Origin of the sequence: Microbacterium sp. SORGH_AS_0505, assembly GCF_030818715.1 — a bacterium.
In the GTDB taxonomy this organism is placed as follows: Bacteria; Actinomycetota; Actinomycetes; order Actinomycetales; family Microbacteriaceae; genus Microbacterium.
On the sequence record NZ_JAUTAT010000001.1, the window covers coordinates 2376069 to 2401348 of the forward strand.

Sequence of the window (25280 nt, forward strand, 5' to 3'; positions counted from 1 at the left end):
GCTAACTTTTGGCCTATGCCAACGAATTCGACCGGAACGGCGCGCGTCAAGCGGGGCCTCGCCGAGATGCTCAAGGGCGGCGTCATCATGGACGTCGTCACCGCCGACCAGGCCAAGATCGCCGAGGACGCCGGCGCCGTCGCCGTCATGGCGCTCGAGCGTGTGCCGGCCGACATCCGCGCCCAGGGCGGCGTCGCGCGGATGAGCGACCCCGATCTCATCGATGACATCATCGCGTCGGTCTCGATCCCCGTGATGGCCAAGGCGCGCATCGGGCACTTCGTCGAGGCGCAGGTGCTGCAGGAGCTCGGCGTCGACTACATCGACGAGTCCGAGGTCCTCTCGCCCGCCGACTACGTGAACCACATCGACAAGTGGGGATACACGGTGCCCTTCGTCTGCGGTGCGACGAACCTGGGTGAAGCCCTGCGCCGCATCACCGAGGGGGCGGCGATGATCCGCTCCAAGGGCGAGGCCGGCACAGGCGACGTGTCGGAGGCCATGAAGCACATCCGCAAGATCCGTGGCGAGATCGCCGCCCTGTCGGCGCTGTCGAAGGATCAGCTCTACGTCGCGGCGAAGGATTTGCAGGCGCCGTACGAGCTCGTCGCCGAGATCGCCGAGACGGGCACCCTCCCCGTCGTCCTGTTCGTGGCCGGTGGCGTCGCGACTCCGGCGGATGCGGCGATGATGATGCAGCTCGGGGCCGACGGGGTGTTCGTCGGGTCCGGGATCTTCAAAAGCGGCAACCCCGCGGAGCGCGCCGCGGCGATCGTGAAGGCGACGACCTTCTTCGACGACCCCAAGGTCGTCGCGGACGTGTCGCGAGGACTCGGCGAGGCCATGGTCGGCATCAACGTGTCGGACCTCCCCGCTCCGCACCGGCTGGCGGACCGGGGCTGGTGACGAGACCTCGCATCGGCGTCCTCGCCCTCCAGGGCGACGTCCGGGAGCACTCCAGGACGCTCGCGGGTCTCGGCGCCGACGTCGTCCTCGTCCGGCGACCCGAGGATCTCGCGGCGGTCGTGGGCCTGGTCCTGCCCGGCGGCGAGTCGAGCGTCATCGACAAGCTGTCGCGCGCCTTCGGGATGCGCGATCCCATCCGGACGGCGATCGCTGACGGGATGCCGGTCCTCGGCACGTGCGCCGGCCTCATCCTGCTCGCCGACCGGCTCGAAGACGGCATCGCCGGCCAGCAGACGTTCGGCGGGCTGGACGTGACCGTGCGACGGAACGCGTTCGGATCGCAGGCGGACTCGTTCGAGACCGACATCGACGCTCCGGTGGTGGGGGAGCCGCGCGTACGGGCCACGTTCATCCGCGCGCCGATCGTGAGCGAGGTCGGTCCGTCCGCGGAGGTGATCGCTCGTCTTCCGGGCGGCGGGGTCGTCGGGGTCCGCCAGGGTCGCGTCGTGGGCCTCTCGTTCCATCCCGAGCTCGACGGCGAGACGCGCTTCCACGAGCTCCTCCTGGACTCCGCGCGCGACGCGTAGCGAAGGGGCGTGGCCTCGGTCCTAGACTGGACCCTGCGCTTTTTCCGAGAGGAGTCCCGTGAGCGGACATTCCAAGTGGGCGACCACCAAGCACAAGAAGGCCATCATCGACTCGCGTCGCGCGAAGTCGTGGGCGAAGCTCATCAAGAACATCGAGGTCGCCGCCAAGCTCGGCGGCGCCGACCTGCAGGGCAACCCGACGCTCTTCGACGCCGTTCTGAAGGCCAAGAAGACGTCGGTCCCGAAGGACAACATCGACCGCGCGATCAAACGCGGCGCGGGCATCGGCGGCGAGTCGGTCGAGTACACCTCGATCATGTACGAGGCGTACGGTCCCAACGGTGTCGCGCTCATGGTCGAGTGTCTGACCGACAACAAGAACCGCGCCGCCGCTGAGGTCCGGACGGCCCTCACCCGCAATGGCGGCACGCTCGCCGACCCGGGCTCGGTCGCGTACAACTTCGCGCGCAAGGGCGTCATCGTCGTCTCGGGCGAAGGTACCACCGAGGACGACGTGATGATGGCCGCTCTCGAGGCCGGCGCCGAGGAGATCGAGCCGCACTCCGAGGGCTTCGAGGTCGTCACCGAGGCATCCGATCTCGTCGCCGTCCGCTCCGCGCTCACCGATGCGGGCATCGAGTACGAGTCCGCGGATGTCGAATTCGTCCCGAACCTCAAGGTCGAGATCGACGCCGACACGGCGCGCAAGGTCTTCCGGCTCATCGATGCCCTCGAGGACAGCGAAGACGTCCAGAACGTCTATGCCAACTTCGACCTCACGGCCGAGGTGCAGGCGGAACTCGAGGACGACGAGCAAGAGTAGGGCGCGCCGACGAGCGGATGCCGCACCTCCCGCCTAGCGTGGGGGAGTGGCATCCGCTCTTCGCGTTCTCGGCATCGACCCGGGACTGACCCGATGCGGCGTCGGCGTCGTCGACGTCCGGCGCGACCGATCGGCGTCGCTCGTCCACGTGGGTGTCGTCCGGTCCTCGCCCGAAGCGCCGATCGAGCAGCGCCTCGCGACGATCGCTGCCGGCATCCGGGCGGTCCTGGCCGAGCACGGACCCGACGTCGTCGCCGTCGAGCGCGTCTTCGCCCAGCAGAACCGGAGCACCGTCATGGGCACGGCCCAGGCGAGCGGCATCGCTCTCCTCCTCGCGGCCGAGCACGGCCTGCCCGCCGCAACGCACACTCCCTCGGAAGTGAAGGCGGCGATCACCGGGTACGGGAACGCCGAGAAGCTCCAGGTCCAGACCATGGTGGCGCGCGTCCTCCGTCTGGATGCGCTGCCGCAGCCGGCGGATGCCGCCGACGCCCTCGCGCTCGCGCTCTGCCACGCATGGCGTCGCGGTGCCGCACCCGTCGGCGCCGACGCCGCGCTGACGCCGGCGCAACGCGCGTGGGCCGCAGCGGAGAAGGCGACACGGCGCTGACGCGTGTCGCTCGAACATACCTCCGAATGCTCCCGTAGGCTCGACTCATGATCTCCTCGCTGCGGGGCCGCGTGCTGCACCTCGAACCCGACTCCGTCGTCATCGACGTGCACGGCGTCGGCTACGCCGTGGCGGTCACCGCGCAGCACGCGCGGCAGCTGCACCTGGGCGACGACGTCTTCGTGCACACCGCGATGATCGTCCGGGAGGACGCCATGCTGCTCTTCGGCTTCGAGGAGCGCTCCGAGCTCGACGTGTTCGGTCAGCTCCTCAGCGTTTCGGGGGTGGGGCCGAAGTCCGCTCTCGGCGTCCTCTCGTCTCTCACGGTCGACCAGATCGCCACGGCCGTCGCCGACGAGGACGATGCACCGTTCCGGCGGGTGTCGGGGATCGGCCCGAAGACCGCGAAGCTGATCGTCGTGCAGCTCGCGGGCAAGTTGACGGCCCCCGCGCGCACCGCCGTGGGCGCGCCGATCCCGCAGGGACTCGGTGCGCAGGTGTCGGCCGCCCTCATGGCGCTCGGGTGGAACGAGCGCGTCGCCGTCGAGACGGCGGAGAGCGTGCTCGCCGACGCGCCGGCGGGTGCGACCGTGCCGGCGCTCCTGAAGCTCGCCCTGGCCCAGCTCGGTCCTGCTCGTGCGGAGCGCAGCGGTGTCTGACGCCCGCGACCAGCGTCTTCCCGAGGACGAGACCGAGCTGGCCGTCGAGGGCGCGCTCCGGCCCGGTTCGCTCGCCGAGTTCATCGGTCAGATGAAGGTGCGCGGTCAGCTGCAACTGCTGCTGGATGCCGCCCGCATCCAGCAGCGCCCGGCCGACCACATCCTCCTGTCGGGCCCTCCCGGGCTCGGAAAGACGACGCTCGCCATGATCGTCGCGCACGAGAGCGAGCGACCCCTTCGGATGTCGAGCGGCCCGGCGATCCAGCACGCCGGCGACCTGGCCGCACTGCTGTCGAGCCTCGTCCCGGGTGAGGTGCTCTTCATCGACGAGATCCATCGCATGGCGCGCTCCGCCGAGGAGATGCTGTACCTCGCGATGGAGGACTTCCGCATCGACATCATGGTCGGCAAGGGCGCCGGTGCGACCAGCATCCCGCTCGACCTGGCGCCCTTCACCCTCGTCGGAGCGACCACGCGGTCCGGGCTGCTCCCCAACCCGCTCCGCGACCGGTTCGGGTTCACCGCGCACCTCGAGTACTACGAGCCCGTCGAGCTCGAGCAGGTCATCGCCCGCTCCGCGGTCATGCTCGACGTCGACGTGCCCGCGGCATCCCGTGAGGAGATCGCCCGGCGCTCGCGCGGCACCCCCCGCATCGCGAACCGGCTGCTGCGGCGTGTGCGCGACTACGTCGTCGTGCACGGTGGATCATCGACGCAGGCCTCTACCGCTGACGTCTCGGCCGCGCTCGAGCTCTACGACGTCGACGACCTGGGGCTCGACCGGCTCGACCGCGCGGTTCTCGATGCGCTCGTCCGCCGCTTCCGAGGCGGTCCCGTCGGACTCAATACGCTCGCCGTCACGGTGGGGGAGGAAGCGGACACGATCGAGTCGGTCGTCGAGCCGTACCTCGTCCGGATCGGCTTCATGGGACGCACCCCCCGGGGCCGTGTGGCGACCCCTGAGGCGTACGCGCACCTGGGCATCCCCCGCCACGACGGGGCGCTCACCCTCGATGACCTATAATCGCTGAAGGCTCCGGCCTCCCACCCTCTTCGCCGCATCGATGCGGCGTGCCCTCTCGAAAGGCGGACCCGCGTCCATGTTGCTTCTTGCCCAGCAGAACACCCCGCAGGCCCCCACCGGAGGAAACTTCTTCACGGACTACGGCCTGCTCATCCTGCTGGCGGCCCTGCTGGTCTTCATGTTCATCAGCTCGCGTCGTCGCACGAAGAAGATGAAGGAACAGCAGGAGCAGAAGGCCCAGCAGATGGTCCCGGGCGTGAAGGTCCTGCTCCAGGGCGGCCTCTACGGCACGATCGTCGAGTACGACGCCCACCGATCTCTCCAAGCCCGCGCACGTCGAGCTCGCCCCCGGCATGGTCGTCGAGGTCCACAGCCAGGCGATCCTGCGCATCGTCGAGGACGAGGAGCCCGTCGTCGAGGAGACCGAGCAGGTCGCCGGCGACGATGTCATCGTCTCGCGCGATGAGACGATCCTCGACTCGCGTCCTGCCGACGGCGCCCCCGACGCGGACGACAAGCCCAAGGCCTGACCTTCCCGCTTCGGCGGTCCCTGACGAAAGTTCCCTCCGTGGCCTCATCCACCCCTGTCCGCCGCGCCTGGCGCGCACTGATCGGACTCCTCGCTCTGACTGCTGTCCTCTTCGGGGTGAACGCCGCGGGCGTGTACCTCTTCGAGAGGAGCTCCTGGGTTCCCGAGCTCGCGCTCGACCTGCAGGGCGGCACGCAGATCATCCTCCAGGCGCAGACGGAGGCGGGCACGCCTCCGACTCCGGAGCAGATGCAGCAGGCTGTCTCGATCATCCGTCAGCGTGTGGATGCCTCGGGTGTGGGTGAGACGGACATCACCACGCAGGCGGGCAACCAGATCGTCGTCCAGCTTCCCGGCATCGCCGACGAGGAGACCCGCGACCGCATCGGTCGCTCCGCGCAGATGCAGTTGCGCGCGGTGCTCTACACGGCGGCGCCCAGCAACACCTTCGTCGGAGACGACGGCAAGCAGACGCCGTACCCGACTCCCGGACCGTCCCTGAACGCGACGCCCACCCCGGCCCCGACCAACGGCAGCGACCTGTCGTGGGCGACCGAAGAGGTGCAGGCGCAGTTCCTCGCCTACGACTGCGCGAACCCGGCGACCGACCCGGCTCAGGAGCCGGCGAACGAGCCGCTCATCACGTGCGACACCGACGGAGCGGCCAAGTACCTGCTCGGCCCGGTGGAGCTCGATGGGTCCGCCATCTCGGACGCGACCAACGGGCTGAACTCGCAGAACGGCCAGTGGGCCGTGAACATCGTGTTCAACGGCGAGGGCACGAAGACCTTCGGCGACATCAGCCAGCGACTGTTCAACCTGCAGTCCCCGCAGAACCAGTTCGCCTTCGTGCTGGACGGCGAGGTCATCTCCGCGCCCTCCATGAACGCGGTGATCACCGACGGCAAGCCGCAGATCACCGGAAACTTCGACCAGGAGACATCGAAGACCCTCGCCGACCAGCTGAAGTACGGTGCGCTCCCGCTCAGCTTCGAGGTGCAGAGCAGCAACTCCATCTCCGCGACGCTCGGATCACAGCAGCTCCTGATCGGTCTCGTCGCCGGCCTGATCGGTCTGGCGCTCGTGGCGATCTATTCGCTGACGGTCTACCGCGCGCTCGGCTTCGTGATCATCGCGTCTCTCGCGGTCATGGGCATCCTGACCTACATCACGCTGTGCATCCTCGCGTGGCGCATGGGCTTCCGGCTGTCGCTCGCCGGTGTGGCGGGCCTCATCGTCACGATCGGCTTCACGGCGGACTCGTTCATCGTCTACTTCGAAACGCATCCGAGACGAGCTCCGCGACGGCAAGTCGATCACCGGCGCCGTCGAGGACGGCTGGGCGCGCGCGAAGCGCACGATCTACATCTCGAAGTCGATCAACATCCTGGCCGCCGTCGTGCTCTACATCCTCGCCGACGCCACGGTGAAGGGCTTCGCGTTCACCCTCGGCCTCACGACCGTGATCGACATCCTGATCTTCATCCTCTTCACCCACCCCGTGCTCCAGCTTCTCGCACGGACGCGCTTCTTCGGCGGTGGACACACGCTCTCGGGGCTCGACCCGACGGCGCTCGGCGCGGTCTACCGCGGGCGTGCGCAGTTCCGGACGCCCGTGGCTGCCGGAGGTACGTCGCAAGCCGAGAAGCGGTCGTCGCGTTCTCGCAACGAGGCGGTTCGCCGCCAGACCATCGCCGAGCGCAAGCTCGCGCAGCAGAGCAGCGATACGCGCTCGGCAGGGGAGGGGGACGACTGATGCGTTCCATGAGTGACTTCGGAAACGACCTCTACACCGGGAAGGTCTCCTTCCCGTTCGTCGGACGCCGCCGGCTCTGGTTCCTCATCGCCGCGATCCTGGTGATCGGGTCCGCGCTGGTTCCCGTCTTCCGTCCCATCCAGTTCTCGATCGAGTTCACCGGTGGGTCGCAGTTCACCGTGAACGACGTCGCGAAGCCCGATCAGCTGCTCGCGACCGAGGCGGTCCAGTCCGTGGTCCCGGATGCCGCGACCCGCGTCACGACGGTCGGCGACGACAGCCTCCGCATCCAGACCGACCAGCTCGGCGAGATCGAGACGCGCGAAGTCACCGATGCGCTCGTCACCGCCTACGGCGTGTCGGACGACAGCGTCAGCTCCTCGTTCATCGGCCCCAGCTGGGGTGAGAGCGTCACGCGTCAATCGCTGTGGGGCCTGGCGATCTTCCTCGTCCTCACGTTCCTGATCCTGGCGCTCTACTTCCGGACGTGGAAGATGTCCGTTGCCGCGATGATCGGTCTCGTCGACGTTCTGGTCGTCACCGTCGGCGTCTATGCCCTCTTCGGGTTCGAGATCTCACCGGCGGCCGTGATCGGCTTCCTCACGATCTTGTCGTATTCTCTCTACGACACGACCGTCGTCTTCGACAAGATCCGTGAGAACACCTTCGAGGACGGCGAGAAGTCCGGCCGCACCTTCGGGGAATCGGTGAACCTCGCGGTGAACCAGACCCTCGTCCGATCCATCAACACGACGGTCGTGGCAGTGCTCCCGACCGGTGCGATCCTCTTCATCGGCGCGCTGTGGCTCGGTGCGCAGACTCTGACGGACATCTCGCTGTCGATCTTCGTCGGAACGATCGTCGCGGCGTACTCCACGCTGTTCGTCGCTGCGCCGCTCTACTCGCTCCTGCGCGAGAACGAGGGCGACCTGAAGGCTCGCGATCAGCGCATCCTCGAGTCCCGTTCGGCCGCAGTAGCCGCGGTCTGAGCGGCATGGCCGCGAGCGTAGGATTGACCTCCAGTTCCACGCGCGTACGGGCAGACAGGAGGCGATCGCATGGCTGAAGCGGTCACTCCGACAGGGTCGGCGACGGGCGGGCAGTCCCTCCGTCGCCTCGTCCCGCGCATCTTCTCCCGTGCGCCGTCGCGCGACGCGCTCGAGGAGCTCATGCGAACGGTGCGCGTGCACCACCCCAAGGGCGACATCGCGATCGTCGAGCGTGCATATCGGACCGCCGCGAAGGCGCATGCGTCCCAGAAGCGGCAGAGCGGTGAGCCCTACATCACGCACCCGCTCGCGGTCGCGCAGATCCTCGCGGAACTGGGCCTGGGTCCGCGCGCCATCGCCGCAGCCCTCCTCCACGACACCGTGGAGGACACCGACTACTCCCTCGACCAGCTGACGGCGGACTTCGGCGACGAGGTCGCGATGCTCGTCGACGGTGTGACGAAGCTCGACAAGGTCAAGTACGGCGACGCGGCGCAGGCCGAGACCGTCCGCAAGATGATCGTCGCGATGTCGAAGGACATCCGCGTCCTCCTGATCAAGCTCGCAGACCGGTTGCACAATGCGCGCACCTGGGGGTTCGTGCCGCCTGAGAAGGCCGCGAAGAAGGCGCGCGAGACGCTCGAGATCTACGCTCCGCTGGCGCATCGCCTCGGCATCCAGACCGCGAAGAGCGAGCTGGAAGATCTGTCGTTCGCCGTGCTTCATCCGAAGCTCTACGCCGAGATCGACTCACTCGTCAAGCAGCGCACTCCGCAGCGCGAGCAGTACGTCCACACGGTGATCGACAACGTCGAAGCCGACCTGCGGGATCTGCGTATCCGAGGTCGCGTGATGGGACGACCCAAGCAGCTGTACTCCGTGTATCAGAAGATGGTCGTCCGAGGTCGCGAGTTCGACGACATCTACGACCTCATCGGCATCCGCGTCATGGTGAACACGGTTCGCGACTGCTACGCGGTCCTGGGCGCTATCCACGCACGGTGGACGCCGATCCCGGGCCGGTTCAAGGACTACATCGCGACGCCGAAGTTCAATCTGTACCAGTCGCTCCACACGACGGTCATCGGTCCCGGCGGTCGCACGGTCGAGATTCAGATCCGCACCCACGAGATGCACCAGCAGGCCGAGTACGGCGTGGCCGCGCACTGGAAGTACAAGGAGCAGATCTCCGGCGGCAAGGCGGACTCCAAGGCCATCGACCAGGACATGGCGTGGCTGGCGCACATCTCGGACTGGCAGGCCGAAACCGCCGATCCGAGCGAGTTCCTCGATTCCCTCCGTTTCGAGATCGGCGCGAAGGAGGTCTACGTCTTCACCCCCAAGGGGCGCGTCGTGGGGCTCCCCGCCGGTGCGACCCCCGTCGACTTCGCGTACGCCGTGCACACCGAGATCGGCCACCGGACGATGGGTGCGAAGGTCAACGGTCGCCTGGTGCCGCTCGAATCGGAGCTGCACTCCGGTGACGTCGTCGAGGTGTTCACCTCGAAGAACCCGGATGCCGGCCCCAGCCAGGACTGGCTGGCGTTCGTCAAGAGCACCCGAGCACGCAACAAGATCCGCGGGTGGTTCACGAAGGAGCGGCGCGACGAAGCCGTCGAGCAGGGCAAGGACGCCATCGCGCGCGCGATGCGCCGACAGAACCTGCCGCTTCAGCGTCTGATGAATCAGGACTCCTTCACCGCGGTCGCGCACCAGCTCCGCTACGAGGATGTCACCGCCCTCTACGCCGCGGTCGGCGAAGGGCACGTGTCGACCCAGTCGGTCATCGAGAAGGTCACCGCCCTCGTCCGCACGGAGGAGGAGAACACCTCCACCGGTCCCATCGACCTTCCTGCCGTCGGCCGGTCCAAAGCGCCGCGCGGCGGAGACTCGGGCGTCCTCGTCCGGGGTGCGCCCGACATCCTCGTGAAGCTCGCCAAGTGCTGCACGCCGGTCCCGGGGGACGAGATCGTCGGTTTCGTCACGCGCGGCAGCGGCGTCTCCGTGCACCGCGCCGACTGCACGAACGCCGGCGCGCTCCGCGACCAGCCGGACCGGCTCATCGAGGTCTCGTGGGCGCCGACGTCCAAGAGCGTCTTCCTCGTCCACATCCAGGTCGAGGCCCTCGACCGCTCGGGGCTGCTGAGCGACATCACGCGGGTGCTCAGCGAGCACCACGTGAACATCCTCTCGGCATCCGTCCAGACGACGAATGACCGTCTCGCGCTCAGCCGGTACGTCTTCGAGATGGGCGACACGGTCCACCTCGACCGCGTGCTGAACGCCGTCCGGCGCATCGACGCGGTCTACGACGTCTACCGGGTCACCTCTTCCTGACGCCGTCGCAGTTCGGCAGCCGCCGCGCGCTTGTGATGGACGGGTCCTGCCTGCCCGATCCAGGTCACGGCATCGTCGAGCAGGTCCGGTCGCCACGCGAGCATGTCATCGACCAGGTGGCGTGGAGAGGTACCCACGGCGGCCTCGCGGATGAGGTCCACCAGAGTGCGGACCGGGGTCGTCACGGCGACGCCGCTGATGAGCTCGACGTCACGGGCCGGGAGGGCGACGTCGCGGAACCGGATGCGAGCGTCGACCGGAAATGCCGCACGCCGTCTCCCCGCCCGCTGCAGGCTCTGGATGAGCGGCGGCTCCGGGATGGCACCGTGCACCCAGGCGGCGCTGGCGTGCGTGACCGCGCGCTCCGGTCCGCCGACCGAGCGGAAGGATGCCGCGCGCAGCTCGCGTGTTTCGACGGCGTCCGCCGGCATGAAGGCCTCGCCGATCTCCACGAGATCGCCGTCCAGGCGAGCCGCCGTCAGCTCCGCGGTCGACAGGCGGTCATCGGCGAAATAGAGGAACGGCCACATGAGGGCAGTCTGCGTCATACGGGCGCGTCGGGCCGGAGTCGAATTCCGGCTGTGGAGAAACGACGAGAGCGGACCACCCGGGAGGGTGCTCCGCTCTCGTCAGATCCGACGTGTCAGCCGCCGAGGGCCCGCAACCAGCCCTTGCGGGCTTCGAGCGCGTCCTTCGCCTTTGCGATGGCGGCCTTATCCTTCGTGGCTTCTGCGGCCGTGAGCTCGTCCTCGAGCTTCGAGATCGCATCCTGGAGCTGGCTCGTCATGTCGTTCTGACGCGCCTTCGTCTCGGGGTTGTTGCGCTTCCAGTCCTCGTCTTCACGGGACTTCATCGCGGTCTCGACCTTGCGGAGCTGGTCGTCCAGGCCACGCTCGGTGTCGCGCGGGAACACACGACCGATCTCGTCCCAGCGGCGCTGGATGTTCGTGAGGAGGGTCCGCGCCTTGGCGTTGTCCTTCTCCTTCGCGACGGCGGCGGCTTCGTCGAGCAGAGCGCGCTTGGCCTCGATCTTCTCCTTCGATGCTTCGACGTCCGCGTTCTCGCGTTCGATGCGCGCGCCGTAGAGGACGTCACCCGCAGCCTTGAAGCGGGCCCAGAGCGTGTCGTCCGCCTTCTTTCCGGCGCGGCCGGCGCTCTTCCACTGGTCGAGCAGCTCGCGGTACGCCGAGATGCCGTCCCTCGCCCCTCGGCGCCAGTGCCTCGGCGCGCTCGACGAGGCGCGTCTTCGCGTCGCGGGCGCTCTTGTGCTGCTCGTCGAGGCTCGAGTAGAACTCGCGGCGGTTCTTGTCCACGATGGCGCGGGCGTCGCGGAATCGCTTCCAGAGCTGCTGACCGACCGCCTTGGGCAGACGGGGTCCAGTGCTCTGGTGCTCCTGCCAGCGTGCGAACAGGGCTGCCACGTCGGCTGTCGTCTGCTTCCACTGGATGGAGCGCGGGTCCTTGGCGGCGATCGCCTCGATCTCGGTGACGATGCCCTCGCGTTCGGCGACGGCGGCATCCACCGCTGCGCGCTGAGCCTGCGCCTCTTCGGCGCTCGCCTCGGACAGCGCGCCCTCGAGCGACGTGACGCGGGCCTCCAGCGAGGCGAGATCGCCGACGGCGGCAGCGCCGTCGAGACGTTCGCGGATGGTGCGGGCGGTGCTGCGCAGATCGGATGCCGACGCCCCGCCGCGCCGGTGGCGCACCTCGAGGAGGGTCACCTCAGAGGCGAGGTCGGCGTACTTGCGCTCGAAGTAGGCGAGAGCCTCTTCGGGGGTGCCGTCGGGGTACTGGCCGACAACACGCCACTGATCGCCCTCGCGGACGGAGACGGTGCCGTCGTCGTCGACGCGGCCCCACGGCTGGGTCTCGGCGGATTCGGGGGTGGCGGAACTCACGGGGGTCACCTCGTCGGCGGCATGCGCCGCATGGGGGTCGGATTAGTGACTCAGCCTAGTACGCGCCGGTCACGGAGTCGGAGTGGGAGTCGGGGATTCAGACGGCTCGGGGGAGGGAGCGGGGGTCGCACCCGGGCTCTGCGACGGAGACGGGGACGGCGCGGGTTCAGGAGTGCCGGGCCCGAGCGTGTAGTAGGCGACCTGCCCGCCGAGGACCGCGAGCAGAAGCGCACCACCGGCGACGCCGGCGATCACGTTGTCGCGGCGGCGTCGCTGGATGACGGAGGCGTGGAAGCGTCGTCGCGCTTCGTAGAGACGTGCGCGCTCGCGCTCCTGTGCGCTCGAGCGACCCTTGTCCTTGCCCGCTGCCACGGCGTTCCTCCCGTCGAGGCTGAGCGAGAGCGCAGCCTTCTGCAGATTATTCGGCCCCGCGCCCGGGGCAAAACCCGGCGGCACCGGTCGGGGCGTGATGTCGGTGGGGGCGATTAGCCTGGAGGGATGGCACAGAGTGATGCGCTTTTTCGCGGAGCGACGCCTCTGGCCGTGAGGATGCGCCCGGCATCCCTCGACGAGGTCGCCGGCCAGACCCACCTGCTCCGTCCGGGGTCGCCGCTCGTCGCCCTCGCCGACCCCGGGCGCGCGACCACCGGCGCAGTCTCGGTGATCCTCTGGGGGCCGCCGGGGACCGGCAAGACGACGCTGGCGCAGGCGATCGCGCGGACCTCCGGCCGTCGGTTCGTGGAGCTCTCGGCCGTCACCGCCGGCGTCAAGGACGTCCGTGAGGTCATGCAAGAGGCGATGACCCAGCGCGACCTGTACGGCGCCTCCACGATCCTCTTCCTCGATGAGATCCACCGCTTCACCAAGGCGCAGCAGGACGCCCTGCTCCCGGGCGTCGAGAACGGGTGGGTCATCCTCATCGCGGCGACGACCGAGAACCCGTCCTTCTCGGTGATCTCGCCCCTGCTGTCGCGGTCTCTCCTCCTCACTCTGCAGCCACTCACCGATGCGGACCTCGGCATGTTGGTCGACCGCGCCGTCACCGACGCCCGAGGCCTTGCCGGCGCCGTCACCCTCTCGGATGAGGCGCGGGCCGCCCTCGTTCACCTCGCTTCAGGGGATGCGCGTCGTGCGTTGACCTCGCTCGAGGCCGCGGCGTCGATGGCCGAGCCGGTCGAGCCGTCGAAGGAAGAGAGCGAGGATGCCCCGCCGGAGCCGCCCGTCATCACGGCCGAGCACGTCGCGCAAGCCGTCGATCGCGCACTGCTGCGGTACGACAGACAGGGCGATGAGCACTACGACGTCATCAGCGCCTTCATCAAGTCGATCCGAGGGTCCGATCCGGACGCCGCGATGCACTACCTCGCCCGGATGATCGAAGCCGGCGAGGATCCGCGATTCATCGCCCGGCGCCTGGTCATCTCAGCCGCGGAGGACATCGGGCTCGCCGACCCGCAGGCTCTTCAGATCGCCGTGGCGGCCGCTGACGCGGTGGCGTTCATCGGGATGCCGGAGGGGCGCATCCCACTCGCGGAGGCCACCGCCTATCTCGCGACCACCGCGAAGTCGAACGCCGCTTACAACGCCATCAATGCGGCGATCGCGGACGTCCGTGCGGGAGGGTTCGGGCGGGTGCCGATCCATCTGAGGGACGCGCACTACGCCGGGGCGAAGCGCCTGGGTCACGGCAAGGGATACGTGTACCCGCACGACCTCGAGGTCGGTGTCGCGACGCAGCAGTATTTGCCTGACGAACTGCGAGGACGCCGCTACTACGCGCCGACCGGTCGGGGTATGGAGCGCGACATCTCCGCCCGACTCGAGAAGATCCGGAAGATCCTCGGTGACTGAGGCGCCGGGGCAGGTGGACCGCCGCATCGACGACGTGTGGGCGGCCGCCGACGAAGAGAATCCCGACGCCCTCCGAATCGCGATGCGAGAGGCGCTCACCGGGCGACCCGAGGGTGACCCTCGAGCCCTGTTCGAGCGCGCGTCGGTTGAGGACTTCCTCGGACAAGAGTCGGCGGCGATCCCGCTCTATCGTGCGGCGCTCGCTGGGGGACTGGAGGCGCCCTTCGCGACGCAGGCGAGGATCCAACTCGCGAGCTCCCTGCGGAATGTGGGGGATGCTTCGGGCGCGATCGCCGTCCTGAAGGACGTCCCGCCGACCGACCCGTTGGCGGGCGCGGCGGCGGGATTCCGAGCGCTCGCCCTGTACGACGATGACAAGCCCGTCCGCGCGCTCCGCACCGCCCTTCGAGCTCTCGCGGACGAGATACCTCTCTACGGCCGCGCGCTGCGAGCGTATGCGGCGGAGGTCCGATCGCGCCCCCGCATCCGCGTCATCGCTGTCGCCGTCGTCGTCAGGGACGGGTACGTCCTCGGGGAGCTGTACTCGGCGACGCCGGAGCGTCCGGCATTCCTGCGGGCTCCGGGCGGCGGTGTCGAGCCGGGGGAGACGGCTGATGCTGCGGTCCGCCGGGAGCTCGCGGAGGAGCTCGGGGCGACCATGACGGATTCGCGGCTCCTCGGGGTCCTCGAGAACATCTTCGACAACGACGGCCGCCCCGGGCACGAGATCGCCTACGTCTTCGCGGTGCGCAGCCCGGAGCTCGACGACCTGGGCGTCGACGAGCGGATCCAGGTGCTCGACGGCGACACATCGGTCGGCTGGTACCGGATCGACGACCTCGACGCTGATGCGTTGCCCTTCTATCCGCCCGGTGCGCTCGATCTGGGGCGCGGCCAGGGATGATCCGACCCGTCTGTTAGGCTTAATCGGCTCGAAACCGTGTTTTCGGGCATCCTCTTCTCTCTTTCCCACCTTTCGGCGTGCCCCGGCGTGCAGTCCGCAAGGGCGAGAGAAGGCGATACGCCCGTGAGCCGTGAAAGACATGGCCACGTCATGGAAGGAAGATTTCGTGGCAACGAAGTCCCAGGACCGCCGCAAGGTGCGCCTCTCGCGCGCCCTCGGCGTCGCGCTGACCCCCAAGGCCGCCCGCTACCTCGAGAAGCGTCCCTACGCTCCCGGTGAGCACGGCCGCACCAAGCGCAAGCAGGACAGCGACTACGCCGTCCGTCTTCGCGAGAAGCAGCGTCTGCGCGAGCAGTACGGCATCCGCGAGAAGCAGATGCGCAACACCTTCAACGAGGCCCGCCGCACGGAGGGTCTGACCGGTGAGAACCTCGTCGAGCTCCTCGAGATGCGTCTCGACTCGCTCGTGCTCCGTTCGGGCTTCGCCCGCACGACGGCACAGGCGCGTCAGCTCGTCGTGCACCGTCACATCCTCGTCGACGGACAGCTCGTCGACCGCCCGTCCTTCCGCGTGAAGCCGGGCCAGACGATCCACGTCAAGGCCAAGAGCGAGGCTCTCGAGCCGTTCCAGGTCGCAGCCGCCGGCGGTCACGCCGAGGTCCTGCCCCCGGTTCCCGGCTACCTGTCGGTCGAGCTCGACAAGCTCCAGGCCCGTCTCGAGCGTCGCCCCAAGCGCGCCGAGGTCCCGGTCACCTGTGAAGTCCAGCTCGTCGTCGAGTACTACGCCGCGCGCTGATCCTCGGATCACGCGGTTCGGAGGGGCGTCGGGTTCACCCGGCGCCCCTTCTGCTTTGCACCTAACATGGACCCATGAAGAAAGTCCTCTGGTTCCTGATGGGCATCGTCGCCGGCTTCGTCGCCGCGCACCTGGTGAACAAGGATCCGCGAGGCCAGGAGCTCCTCTCCGAGGTCGACCTCCGCATCTCCGAGTTCACCGACCGGATGGGCGAGGCCTACCGGACGCAGGAGGCGAAGATCGAGGGCATCGTCGCCGACGCGCAGGACGCCCTGTCGAAGGATGCCGTGTCGAAGGATGCCGCGTCCGCCCCGCAGGGCGACTGACCCACTTCCCCATCTCCCGGTCGCGGCCCCTGGGACGCGACCGATCCCGCATGCAGTTTGAGGACACACGATGAAGACCGCTGAGATCGCCCGGCGCTACCTGGACTACTTCGAGAAGCGCGGGCACACGATCGTGCCCTCGGCATCCCTCGTCAGTGATGACCCGGCGCTGCTGTTCACGGTCGCCGGCATGGTCCCCTTCATCCCGTACCTCTCGGGCGACGTCCCCGCGCCCTACAAGCGCGCGGCGGACAACCAGAAATGCATCCGCACGAACGACATCGAGGAGGTCGGCAAGACCCCGCGTCACGGCACGTTCTTCCAGATGCTGGGCAACTGGTCGTTCGGCGATTACTTCAAGAAGGACGCGATCCGGTACGCGTGGGAGCTCCTCACCACCCCCGACGAAGACGGCGGACTCGGATTCGATCCGAAGGATCTCTGGGTCACCGTCTACGAGGAGGACGACGAGGCGATCCAGCTCTGGCTCGAGCACTCGACCCTTCCCGAGGAGCGCATCCAGCGCCTGGGCAAGGACACGAACTACTGGACCACGGGGCTTCCCGGTCCCGCCGGCCCGTGCTCCGAGATCTTCTTCGATCGCGGTCCCGAATACGGCGTCGACGGCGGGCCCGCCACGGACGACGACCGCTACGTCGAGATCTGGAACCTCGTGTTCATGCAGTACGAGATCACGAACGTGCGCTCGAAGTACGAGTTCGACATCATCGGCGACCTCCCGGCACAGAACATCGACACCGGCATGGGCCTCGAGCGCGTCGCGTTCATCAAGCAGGGCGTCGACAACATGTACGAGACGGACCAGGTCCGTCCCGTCCTCGACAAGGCTGTGGAGCTCTCGGGCAAGAGGTACGGCGAGAACCACGACGACGACGTCCGCTTCCGCGTGGTGGCCGACCACATCCGCTCGTCGCTGATGTTGCTCTCCGACGGTGTGACGCCGGCGAACGACGGTCGCGGCTACATCCTGCGCCGCCTCATGCGCCGCGCGATCCGGTCGATGCGCCTGCTGGGCGTGGAAGGCCCGACGTTCGCGGAGCTTTTCGCGGTGTCGCGCGACGCGATGAGGGAGTCCTACCCGGTCGTCGAGACCGACTACGCTCGGCTGTCGCAGTACGCGCTGGCCGAGGAGGCGACCTTCCTCCGCACCCTCGCGAGCGGATCGGAGATCCTCGACACGTCGATCGAGTCCGCCAAGTCCACGCAGTCGACCGCGCTGAGCGGCTCGCAGGCATTCCTCCTGCACGACACCTACGGCTTCCCGATCGACCTCACGCTCGAGATCGCCGAAGAGGCCGGTCTCTCGGTCGACCGCGCCGGTTTCGATACCCTCATGAAGGAGCAGCGCGACCGCGCCAAGGCCGACGCCCGCTCCCGCAAGCGTCAGCTCGCCGACACGAGCGTCTACCGCGACTTCCGCGCGCTGGGTGAGACGGTCTTCACGGGATACACCGATCTCGAGACCGAGTCCCGGATCCTCGGCATCCTCGTCGACGGCGCTCCGGCCGACCGTGCCTCGCAGGGGCAGATCGCCGAGGTGATCACCGCCGAGACCGCCCTCTACGCGGAGTCGGGCGGCCAGGTCGCCGACAAGGGCGTCATCGTCGGTCCGGGTTACGAGCTCGAGGTCCTCGACGTGCAGAAGCCCGTCCCCGGCCTCATCAGCCACACGGTCGAGGTGACCACGGGCGAGGTCGCCGTCGGTCACGCCGCGACGACGGTGGTGGATGCCGCCAACCGCCGCGCGGCTGCGCAGGCCCACTCCGCGACCCACCTCGTGCACGCGGCTCTCCGCGACACGCTCGGCAAGAGTGCGACGCAGGCGGGCTCCCTCAACCGTGCGGGATACCTCCGGTTCGACTTCTCGTGGGGCCAGGCGCTCTCGCCCGAGACCCGCAGCGAGATCGAGGAGATCGCCAACAACGCCGTCCGCGACGACCTCGAGGTCACGACCCGCGTCATGTCGCTCGACGAGGCGAAGGCGGCGGGCGCCATGGCGCTGTTCGGCGAGAAGTACGGCGACACCGTGCGGATGGTCGACATCGGCGGCCCGTGGTCGCGCGAGCTCTGCGCCGGCACCCACGTGTCCTCCAGCGCCCAGGTCGGGCTCATCAACCTCGTGGGGGAGTCGTCCGTCGGCGCCTCCAACCGCCGCGTCGAGGCACTCGTGGGCCAGGACGCCTTCCGCGAGCTCGCAGCCGAGCGTGCCATCGTGTCGCAGCTCACGTCGGGATTGAAGATCCCGCGCGACCAGCTGCCCGCGCGTATCGCGGAGCTGCAGGCCAGCCTCAAGGCGGCCGAGAAGAAGATCGCTCAGTTCGAGGCGAAGGCCCTCGGTGAGCGGGTGCCGACTCTTGCGGCATCCGCCGTCTCGGCCGGCTCCTACCGCGTGGTGGCGCAGTCGATCGGCCCGGTCGCCTCCGCCGACGACCTTCGGACGCTCGCCCTGCAGGTGCGCGAGCGTCTCGGTTCCGACGCCGGTGTCGTCGCCCTCGCGGGTGAGGCCGGTGGGCGTCCGATCGTCATCGTCGCAACCACCGAGGCCGCGCGCGCCGCGGGTGCCAAGGCGGGACTCCTGGCGAAGACCGCTGCCGGAGTGCTCGGCGGCGGTGGCGGCGGCCGTGATGACGTGGCACAGGGAGGCGGGACGGATGCCTCGGCTCTGCCGGCTGCGCTGACCGGGATCGTCGCGGCACTGGAGGGTGCGACCGCGTGAGCGGTTTCCGTCGCGGGATCCGTCTCGGCATCGACGTCGGGCGAGCCCGCGTCGGGGTCGCACGGTGCGATCCGGACGGGATGCTCGCCGTCCCGGTCGAGACCGTTCCCCGCTCCGAGACCTCGGTCGCGCGCATCGTCGAGATCGCGCGCGAGTACGACCCGATCGAGATCCTCGTCGGTCTCCCGATCAGCCTGGGGGGATCCGAGACCGCGTCGACGACCGATGCGCGCGAGTTCGCCACTGAGCTCTCGGCCGCTGTCGATGTGCCCATCCGACTGGTGGACGAGCGGCTGAGCACCGTGTCGGCGAACGCCGTGCTCCGTCAGAACGGGCGTTCGCAGAAGTCGTCTCGTAGGATCGTTGACCAGATCGCCGCGGTCGTTCTCCTCCAGCAGGCGATCGATGTCGAGAAGAGCACCGGCAACCCGGCCGGTGCGGCGCTGTAAAAGACGCAGGAGTCCATCGATGCCCGAGACCCCGTCGCCTGGCGACCTTCCCGAGGCGCCGACGTCGCGTCGTGCGGCACGAGAGGCGCAGCGCCAGAACACGCAGAGTGTTTCTGGCGTCGACGACGCTCCTGCCGCGGAGAACCTGCAGGGCGACCGGCAGCCGGTCAGCGAGCCCGTCGCGGCTGTGCCCCCGGCATCCGCTGTCCCTCGGCGCACGCCCGTGGCGGATCGGCCTCTCGCGTCGACGACGGCGCCGATCGACGCGCTCTTCGAGGAGAAGGGCCTGAAGGCCCCGTCGAGCTCGTCGAAGCGCCACGACAAGGACCGTCGGAAGAGCCGCGTGGCGGCATGGGGCGTGTTCGCGATCGTCCTCGCGATCATCGGCGGGCTCGTCGGCGGCGGCGTCGCCGTGTGGACCACCTATGAGGATCAGATCCGGAAGGTCCTCGGCTGGGAGGAGCCGAAGGACTTCGAGGCGGGGATGGCAGAGGGCGAGGCCAGCGTGACGGTGCTGTCGGGACAGACCGGCGCGGACATCTCCCGCGCGCTGTTCGACGCGGGCGTGACGAAGACGTCCGACGCGTTCTACTCGTACTTGATCGAGAGCGCCGAGGATCCCAGCGCGCTCAAGCCCGGCGTCTATGCGCTGCAGAAGAAGATGACCTCGGAGGCGGCCTACCAGGCTCTGCTCGACCCGACGAACAAGCAGGAGTACACCGCGCAGCTCCGCGAGGGGCTGACGGTCGCACAATCCGTTCCGCGCATCGCGGAGGGGATCGGTCTTCCCCTGGAGGACGTCGAGAACGCCGTGAAGGACCCGAGCGCGTACGGCGTGAAGGCGGAGACGCTGGAGGGGTGGCTCTTCCCGGCCACCTACACCTTCGATCCTGACGTGACGGCGAAAGAGGTCATCCAGAGGATGGTCGACCGCACCGTGCAAGCGCTCGACGACGCCGGTGTCCCCACCGATCAGCGGGAACGGATCCTCACGGTCGCGTCCATCATCGAGAAGGAGGCGCGGTACGCCGACGACTTCTACAAGGTGTCGCGTGTCATCGAGAACCGGCTCGACCCGGCCATCAGCGACACCGACGGGCTGCTGCAGATGGACTCGACCGCGCAGTACCCCTTCCAGGACCGCGAGGGCGGCACGAGTTCGCGGGCGGAGGAGCTCGAGGACGACAACGGCTGGAACACCTACAAGAAGAAGGGTCTCCCGGTCACCCCGATCGCGAACCCGGGCGAGCTCGCGATGAAGGCGGCGCTCGAACCCGCGGACGGGCCCTGGCAGTACTTCGTCACCGTCAACCTCGAGACGGGCGAGACCGTCTTCTCGGCGACGTTCGCCGAGCACGAGAAGGCCGTCGCGCAGTACCAGCAGTGGTGCCGGGACAACCCGGACGGGGGCTGCTCCTGATGAGCGACGTCGCCCTGGAGGTCTGGGGCGATCCGATCGACCACAGCCTGTCACCGGCGATGCACACGGCGGCCTACGGCTTCCTCGGCTGGGACTGGACGTACGGTCGACGGCGCGTGGATGAGCGTTCCTTCCACGCGGAGTTGACCGGGTTGGATGCCGCACACCGCGGCCTCTCGCTCACGATGCCGCTGAAGCACGCCGCATTCGCCGCGGCGGCCGATCGGGACGCGCGCGCGATGCTGACCGGTGCGGCCAACACGCTCGTGCGGACGGGCGACGGATGGCGTGCCTTCAACACCGATGTCGGCGGAATCGTCGCTGCGTTGGGCGAGCAGGGCATCGTGTCCGCCCATCGGGCGCGCATCGTCGGCGCGGGGGCGACGGCATCCGCTGCCCTCGTCGCGCTGGCGGAGCTCGGGGTCGGCGAGGTCGAGATCGTCGCTCGGCGCCCGGAGGCCGCGGCGACGCTCGTGGACCTCGGCCACCGCGTCGGTGTCCACGTGACGACGGCGCTCCTGAGCGAGCCTGTGGAGCGCCGCGTCGACGTCACGATCGCGACCCTGCCCGGAGGCGTGTCGGTGGAGGATTCCGTCGCTGGCGCTCTGGCGGCGACCGGCGGTCCGCTGATGGACGTCGTGTACGGTCACTGGCCGACCGATCTCTCGCGGGCGTGGGATCGCGCGGGCGATTCGGCGCGTGGAGGGGAGGGGATGCTGCTGCACCAGGCCGTGCTGCAGATCCGCGCGTTCGCGACCGGCGGGGTCGACGAGCCGCTGCCGCGAGAGGCCGAGGTCGTGGCCGTCATGCGCCGCGCGCTCGTGGGAGACTAGAGCAATGCTCCGCGTGCTCACCGCCGGCGAATCCCACGGCCCCGAACTCGTCGCCATCATGGAGGGTCTGCCCTCCGGCGTCCCCGTCTCGCTCGACGCGATCCGCGCCGACCTGGCCCGCCGCAAGCTCGGCTACGGCCGTGGCTCGCGGATGAAGTTCGAGGAAGACGAGTTGAACCTCTCGGGCGGCGTCCGGCACGGCCTGTCGCTCGGCAGCCCGATCGCCCTGCGCATCGGCAACACCGAGTGGCCGAAGTGGGTCGAGGTCATGAACCCCGAGCCCACCGAGCTGAGCGAACGCTCCCGCGGCCGCGGTGCCGCGCTCACGCGCCCCCGTCCCGGTCACGCCGACCTCGTGGGCATGCAGAAGTACGACTTCGACGAGGCGCGGCCGATCCTCGAGCGCGCGAGCGCGCGCGAGACAGCCGCGCGCGTCGCGCTCGGTGCGATCGCCCGCGGCTTCCTCTCGGAGCTCGGCATCCGCCTCGTGAGCCACACGCTGTCGATCGGTCCCGTCCAGGTGCCCGAGGGGGCGGAGCTCCCCGGACCCGACGATGTCGATGCGCTCGACGCCGATCCGCTCCGCTGCTTCGACCCGGCCACGTCCGAGCGCATGGTCGCCGAGGTGGATGCCGCCAAGAAGGACGGCGACACCCTCGGCGGGATCGTCGAGGTGCTCGCCTACGGCCTGCCTCCGGGGCTCGGATCGCACGTGCACTGGGATCGGCGCCTCGACGGCAAGCTCGCCCAGGCCCTCATGAGCATCCAGGCGATCAAGGGCGTCGAGGTCGGGGACGGGTTCGAGACCACGCGTCGTCGCGGCTCGGCGGCTCATGACGAACTCTTCGCGACCGAGGACGGCATCACGCGCGCGTCCGACCGTGCCGGCGGCACCGAAGGCGGGATGTCGACGGGCACCGTCCTCCGCGTCCGCGCCGGGATGAAGCCCATCGCCACCGTCCCGCACGCGCTTCGTACCGTGGACGTCGCCACCGGTGACACGGCCGCTGCCCACCACCAGCGCTCGGATGTCTGCGCGGTGCCGGCAGCCGGCGTCGTCGCCGAGGCGATGGTCGCGATCGTGCTCGCCGACGCGGTCCTCGAGAAGTTCGGCGGCGACAGCGTCCGTGAGACGCGTCGCAACCTCGAGACCTACCTCGAGGCGATCCCCGAGACGCTGAAGACGACCCCTGCGTCCGAGGCGGCACTCCTCACGCATGACCTCGCCTGACGCCCGGGCGATCGTGCTCATCGGTCCCATGGGGGCCGGCAAGACGAGCGTCGGCAAACGGGTGGCGAAGCGACTCGGGCGCACCTTCCACGACACCGACGCGATGATCGTCCGCGCTCACGGGCCCATCGCGGACCTGTTCGCGACACACGGTGAGCCGCACTTCCGCTCTCTCGAACGGGATGCGGTCGCGCAAGCCCTGAGCAGCGGCGGCGTCGTCTCGCTCGGCGGAGGAGCCGTGCTCGACGAGGCCACCCGGGAGCGACTGCGCTCACACCGTGTGGCCCTGCTGACCGTCGCGCCGCGCGTCGTCGCCCGTCGATTGGGCGAAGCGGCATCCCGCCCCCTGCTGTCGGGGGACGACGAGACGCCGATCCAGCGCTGGGAGCGCATCTATGCGGAACGGCGGCCCGTCTACGAGGCCGTCGCCGATGCGACCTTCGACACGTCGTCGGGGCCGCTCGAGAACATCGTGACCGCCATCGCGGACTGGGCAGGGCCCGCCGCCGACACCTCGGGAGTCACCCCATGACCCACACCACCATCAGCGTCACCGGGGCCTCGCCCTACGACATCCACGTCGGTCGGGGCCTGCTCGCCGGTGTCCGCGAGCACTTCGCCCCCACCGTCAAGAAGGTGTTGATCGTGCACACCCCGCGCCTGGGTGCGAAGGCGGCCGACCTCCGTGAACTGCTCCTCGCCGACGGCTCGCTCGAGGTGCTCACCGCCGAGGTCCCCGACGCCGAGGACGGCAAGCGCATCGAGGTCGCCGCCTTCTGCTGGCAGGTCATGGGGCAGGCCGACTTCACCCGCACCGACGCGGTCATCGGCTTCGGCGGCGGCGCCGTGACGGACCTCGCGGGGTTCGTGGCGGCATCCTGGCTGCGCGGAGTGCAGGTCGTGCAGATCCCGACGACCGTCCTCGGGATGGTGGATGCCGCTGTCGGCGGCAAGACCGGTGTCAACACGGCCGAGGGGAAGAACCTCGTCGGCGCGTTCTGGGCTCCCCGTTCGGTGATCTGCGACCTCGACGTGCTCGACACGCTGCCGCGCAACGAGACGGTCGCCGGTTTCGCGGAGGTCGTGAAGGCCGGCTTCATCTGGTACCCCGAGATCCTCGACATCGTCGAGCGCGACCCCGAGGCGGCGGTCGACCCGACGACGGACGAATTCCGCCGGTGCATCGAGCTCGCGATCGAGATGAAGGCGCGCGTGGTGAGCGAGGACTTCCGCGAGGCAGGCCTGCGTGAAGTACTGAACTACGGCCACACCCTGGGTCACGCGATCGAGCACGCCGAGCGGTACCGCTGGCGCCACGGCGCCGCCATCTCGATCGGCATGATGTACGCCGCCGAGCTCTCGCGCCTCGCCGGGCGGCTCTCGGACGACGACGTCGCGCGCCACCGCCGGATCTTCGACCTCCTGGGCCTTCCCACGAGCTATCGGATGGATGGCTGGCAGCACCTGCTGGGCGTCATGCAGCGCGACAAGAAGTCGCGCGCCGGCATGCTCCGCTTCATCGTCCTCGACGCGATCGGCAAGCCCACCGTCATGCAGGCTCCCGACGAGTCGCTGTTGTTCGCGGCGTACCAGGAGATCGCCGGGTGACGGATGCCGCGGTCCGCCGCGTTCGCCTGCACGAGTGGCGCGAGGTCCGCGACCTCCGCATCCGCGCGGTCAGCGATCCGGTCGCGTCCATCGCGTTTCTGACCACCCGCGAGCAGGAGCTCGCCCGCGACGACGTGCACTGGCAGTCGCGGACCGCCGACGCCGCCTTGGGTCAGAACGCGGCGCAGTTCGTCGCGATCGCGGGGGAGCGGTGGGTCGGCTCCGCGACGGTCCTCATCCGGGATGCCGGTGCTGACGACGCCCTGGGCCGCCGCGTCGCCGCCCCGCGGGCCGAGCTCGTCGGTGTCTTCGTCGATGCCGAGCACCGCGGGCGGGGCGTCCTCGACGAGCTCGTCGCCGCGGCATCCGCCTGGGCAGAGGCCGTCGACGCCGACGGGCTCACCCTCGACGTCCACATCGACAACGCCCGCGCGCAGGCGGCCTACCGCCGGCTCGGATTCATCGCGACGGGACTTGCCCTCGACACCGAGGTCGGCCGCGAGATCCAGATGCACCGCCCGTCCCAGTAGGGTCGTCACGTGTCGACCCCCCGCCGCCTGCTGCTCGTCAACGGACCGAACCTGAACCTCCTCGGCATCCGCGAACCCGACGTCTACGGGCACGACACCCTCGCCGACGTCGAGGCGCTCGTCGAGCGGACAGCCGCGGAGTCCGGTTACGAGGTGCGCGCGGTGCAGAGCAATCACGAAGGCGTCCTGATCGACGCGATCCACGCGGCCCGCACGGACTGCGCTGCGATCGTCATCAACCCGGGCGGGCTGACGCACACGTCCGTCGTGCTGCGCGACGCTCTTTCGGGCGTCGCGCTCCCCGTCGCCGAGGTCCACATCTCCGACGTGATGGCCCGGGAATCGTTCCGCCACCACTCGTACGTCGCCGACGTCGCGGTGGTGCATGTCGTCGGCCGCGGGGTCGCCGGATACGCCGACGCCACCCGCGAACTGCTCTCGACCCTCGACGGCTGACCGCTTTCCGGGGCGGGTGCC

The 25280-nt window shown here is 69.2% G+C and carries 24 protein-coding genes and 3 pseudogenes; 24 read left to right on the forward strand and 3 right to left on the reverse strand.

Features of this window, described 5'->3' with window-relative positions:
* Nucleotides 1-15 precede the first annotated feature (15 nt).
* The 11 genes and pseudogenes from pdxS to QE428_RS11765 all read left to right on the forward strand — a co-directional run bounded on the left by pdxS (nt 16) and on the right by QE428_RS11765 (nt 10220).
* Nucleotides 16-906, forward strand: a complete 891-nt coding sequence (gene pdxS, locus QE428_RS11715) for a pyridoxal 5'-phosphate synthase lyase subunit PdxS (RefSeq protein WP_018186716.1) — start codon at nt 16-18, stop codon at nt 904-906.
* Entirely contained in the window at nt 903-1493 is a 591-nt protein-coding gene (pdxT, locus tag QE428_RS11720) for a pyridoxal 5'-phosphate synthase glutaminase subunit PdxT (protein ID WP_307469398.1), read from the forward strand. Before pdxS ends, pdxT begins: the two co-directional genes overlap by 4 nt.
* Nucleotides 1494-1551: 58 nt before the next feature.
* Nucleotides 1552-2316 carry a YebC/PmpR family DNA-binding transcriptional regulator gene (locus tag QE428_RS11725; protein ID WP_091353478.1) on the forward strand — a complete coding sequence of 255 codons (765 nt, stop codon included), beginning with the start codon at nt 1552-1554 and terminating at the stop codon, nt 2314-2316.
* Between the two features lie 46 nt (nt 2317-2362).
* Nucleotides 2363-2926, forward strand: a complete 564-nt coding sequence (gene ruvC, locus QE428_RS11730) for a crossover junction endodeoxyribonuclease RuvC (RefSeq protein ID WP_133399580.1) — start codon at nt 2363-2365, stop codon at nt 2924-2926.
* 47 nt (nt 2927-2973) lie between these two features.
* Nucleotides 2974-3585: a Holliday junction branch migration protein RuvA gene (gene ruvA / locus QE428_RS11735; RefSeq protein WP_133399581.1), complete on the forward strand. Its 612-nt coding sequence runs from the start codon at nt 2974-2976 to the stop codon at nt 3583-3585.
* Nucleotides 3578-4609, forward strand: coding sequence for a Holliday junction branch migration DNA helicase RuvB (gene ruvB, locus QE428_RS11740; protein ID WP_091353488.1), 1032 nt, complete (start codon nt 3578-3580; stop codon nt 4607-4609). Before ruvA ends, ruvB begins: the two co-directional genes overlap by 8 nt.
* A 178-nt stretch (nt 4610-4787) precedes the next feature.
* Nucleotides 4788-4859: pseudogene (locus QE428_RS11745) on the forward strand (preprotein translocase subunit YajC); the annotation flags it as partial.
* Between the two features lie 103 nt (nt 4860-4962).
* Entirely contained in the window at nt 4963-5139 is a 177-nt protein-coding gene (locus QE428_RS11750) for a hypothetical protein (RefSeq protein WP_307470788.1), read from the forward strand.
* A 38-nt stretch (nt 5140-5177) separates the two neighbouring features.
* Nucleotides 5178-6894 (forward strand): annotated as a pseudogene (gene secD, locus QE428_RS11755) (protein translocase subunit SecD).
* The gene (gene secF, locus QE428_RS11760) at nt 6894-7883 is read left to right on the forward strand and encodes a protein translocase subunit SecF (protein WP_091353499.1); all 990 of its coding nucleotides are present in this window, start codon (nt 6894-6896) and stop codon (nt 7881-7883) included. The pseudogene secD and the gene secF overlap by 1 nt, the downstream one beginning before the upstream one ends.
* 69 nt (nt 7884-7952) lie before the next feature.
* On the forward strand, nt 7953-10220 hold the full coding sequence (locus QE428_RS11765) for a bifunctional (p)ppGpp synthetase/guanosine-3',5'-bis(diphosphate) 3'-pyrophosphohydrolase (RefSeq protein WP_307469407.1): 2268 nt from the start codon (nt 7953-7955) through the stop codon (nt 10218-10220).
* On the opposite strand, the gene QE428_RS11770 is transcribed toward QE428_RS11765, so the two are convergent.
* The 3 genes and pseudogenes from QE428_RS11770 to QE428_RS11790 form a co-directional block, all read right to left on the reverse strand.
* Nucleotides 10199-10768 carry an SAM-dependent methyltransferase gene (locus QE428_RS11770; protein WP_307469410.1) on the reverse strand — a complete coding sequence of 190 codons (570 nt, stop codon included), beginning with the start codon at nt 10766-10768 and terminating at the stop codon, nt 10199-10201. The two genes, QE428_RS11765 and QE428_RS11770, sit on opposite strands and share 22 nt — an antisense overlap.
* Nucleotides 10769-10863: 95 nt before the next feature.
* Nucleotides 10864-12127, reverse strand: a pseudogene (locus QE428_RS14705) (DUF349 domain-containing protein).
* A 60-nt stretch (nt 12128-12187) separates the two neighbouring features.
* Nucleotides 12188-12490 carry a dioxygenase gene (locus QE428_RS11790; RefSeq protein ID WP_133399582.1) on the reverse strand — a complete coding sequence of 101 codons (303 nt, stop codon included), beginning with the start codon at nt 12488-12490 and terminating at the stop codon, nt 12188-12190.
* A 126-nt stretch (nt 12491-12616) separates the two neighbouring features.
* On the opposite strand from QE428_RS11790, the gene QE428_RS11795 reads away from it, so the two are divergent.
* The 13 genes from QE428_RS11795 (at nt 12617) to QE428_RS11855 (ending at nt 25259) form a co-directional block, all read left to right on the forward strand.
* Entirely contained in the window at nt 12617-13969 is a 1353-nt protein-coding gene (locus tag QE428_RS11795; protein ID WP_307469422.1) for a replication-associated recombination protein A, read from the forward strand.
* Complete coding sequence (locus QE428_RS11800) at nt 13962-14873, forward strand: tetratricopeptide repeat protein (protein WP_307469424.1); 912 nt, start codon at nt 13962-13964, stop codon at nt 14871-14873. The genes QE428_RS11795 and QE428_RS11800 overlap by 8 nt, the downstream gene beginning before the upstream one ends.
* Nucleotides 14874-15012: 139 nt before the next feature.
* Nucleotides 15013-15669, forward strand: a complete 657-nt coding sequence (rpsD, locus tag QE428_RS11805) for a 30S ribosomal protein S4 (protein WP_018186731.1) — start codon at nt 15013-15015, stop codon at nt 15667-15669.
* A 74-nt stretch (nt 15670-15743) separates the two neighbouring features.
* A complete protein-coding gene (locus QE428_RS11810) occupies nt 15744-15995 on the forward strand; it encodes an ATPase (RefSeq protein ID WP_091353521.1) in 252 nt (83 codons plus the stop codon).
* A gap of 70 nt (nt 15996-16065) precedes the next feature.
* Nucleotides 16066-18732: an alanine--tRNA ligase gene (alaS, locus tag QE428_RS11815; protein WP_307469431.1), complete on the forward strand. Its 2667-nt coding sequence runs from the start codon at nt 16066-16068 to the stop codon at nt 18730-18732.
* Nucleotides 18729-19181 carry a Holliday junction resolvase RuvX gene (ruvX, locus tag QE428_RS11820; RefSeq protein WP_091353529.1) on the forward strand — a complete coding sequence of 151 codons (453 nt, stop codon included), beginning with the start codon at nt 18729-18731 and terminating at the stop codon, nt 19179-19181. Before alaS ends, ruvX begins: the two co-directional genes overlap by 4 nt.
* 19 nt (nt 19182-19200) lie before the next feature.
* Nucleotides 19201-20601, forward strand: coding sequence for an endolytic transglycosylase MltG (gene mltG / locus QE428_RS11825; RefSeq protein WP_307469437.1), 1401 nt, complete (start codon nt 19201-19203; stop codon nt 20599-20601).
* Nucleotides 20601-21434, forward strand: a complete 834-nt coding sequence (locus QE428_RS11830; protein WP_307469440.1) for a shikimate dehydrogenase — start codon at nt 20601-20603, stop codon at nt 21432-21434. The genes mltG and QE428_RS11830 overlap by 1 nt, the downstream gene beginning before the upstream one ends.
* 4 nt (nt 21435-21438) lie before the next feature.
* A complete protein-coding gene (gene aroC / locus QE428_RS11835; protein WP_307469443.1) occupies nt 21439-22665 on the forward strand; it encodes a chorismate synthase in 1227 nt (408 codons plus the stop codon).
* Nucleotides 22652-23197: a shikimate kinase gene (locus QE428_RS11840; RefSeq protein ID WP_091353539.1), complete on the forward strand. Its 546-nt coding sequence runs from the start codon at nt 22652-22654 to the stop codon at nt 23195-23197. The genes aroC and QE428_RS11840 overlap by 14 nt, the downstream gene beginning before the upstream one ends.
* Complete coding sequence (aroB, locus tag QE428_RS11845; RefSeq protein WP_091353542.1) at nt 23194-24273, forward strand: 3-dehydroquinate synthase; 1080 nt, start codon at nt 23194-23196, stop codon at nt 24271-24273. The genes QE428_RS11840 and aroB overlap by 4 nt, the downstream gene beginning before the upstream one ends.
* Complete coding sequence (locus QE428_RS11850; protein WP_307469448.1) at nt 24270-24803, forward strand: GNAT family N-acetyltransferase; 534 nt, start codon at nt 24270-24272, stop codon at nt 24801-24803. Before aroB ends, QE428_RS11850 begins: the two co-directional genes overlap by 4 nt.
* Nucleotides 24804-24812: 9 nt before the next feature.
* Nucleotides 24813-25259, forward strand: a complete 447-nt coding sequence (locus QE428_RS11855; RefSeq protein ID WP_307469452.1) for a type II 3-dehydroquinate dehydratase — start codon at nt 24813-24815, stop codon at nt 25257-25259.
* Nucleotides 25260-25280 lie beyond the last annotated feature (21 nt).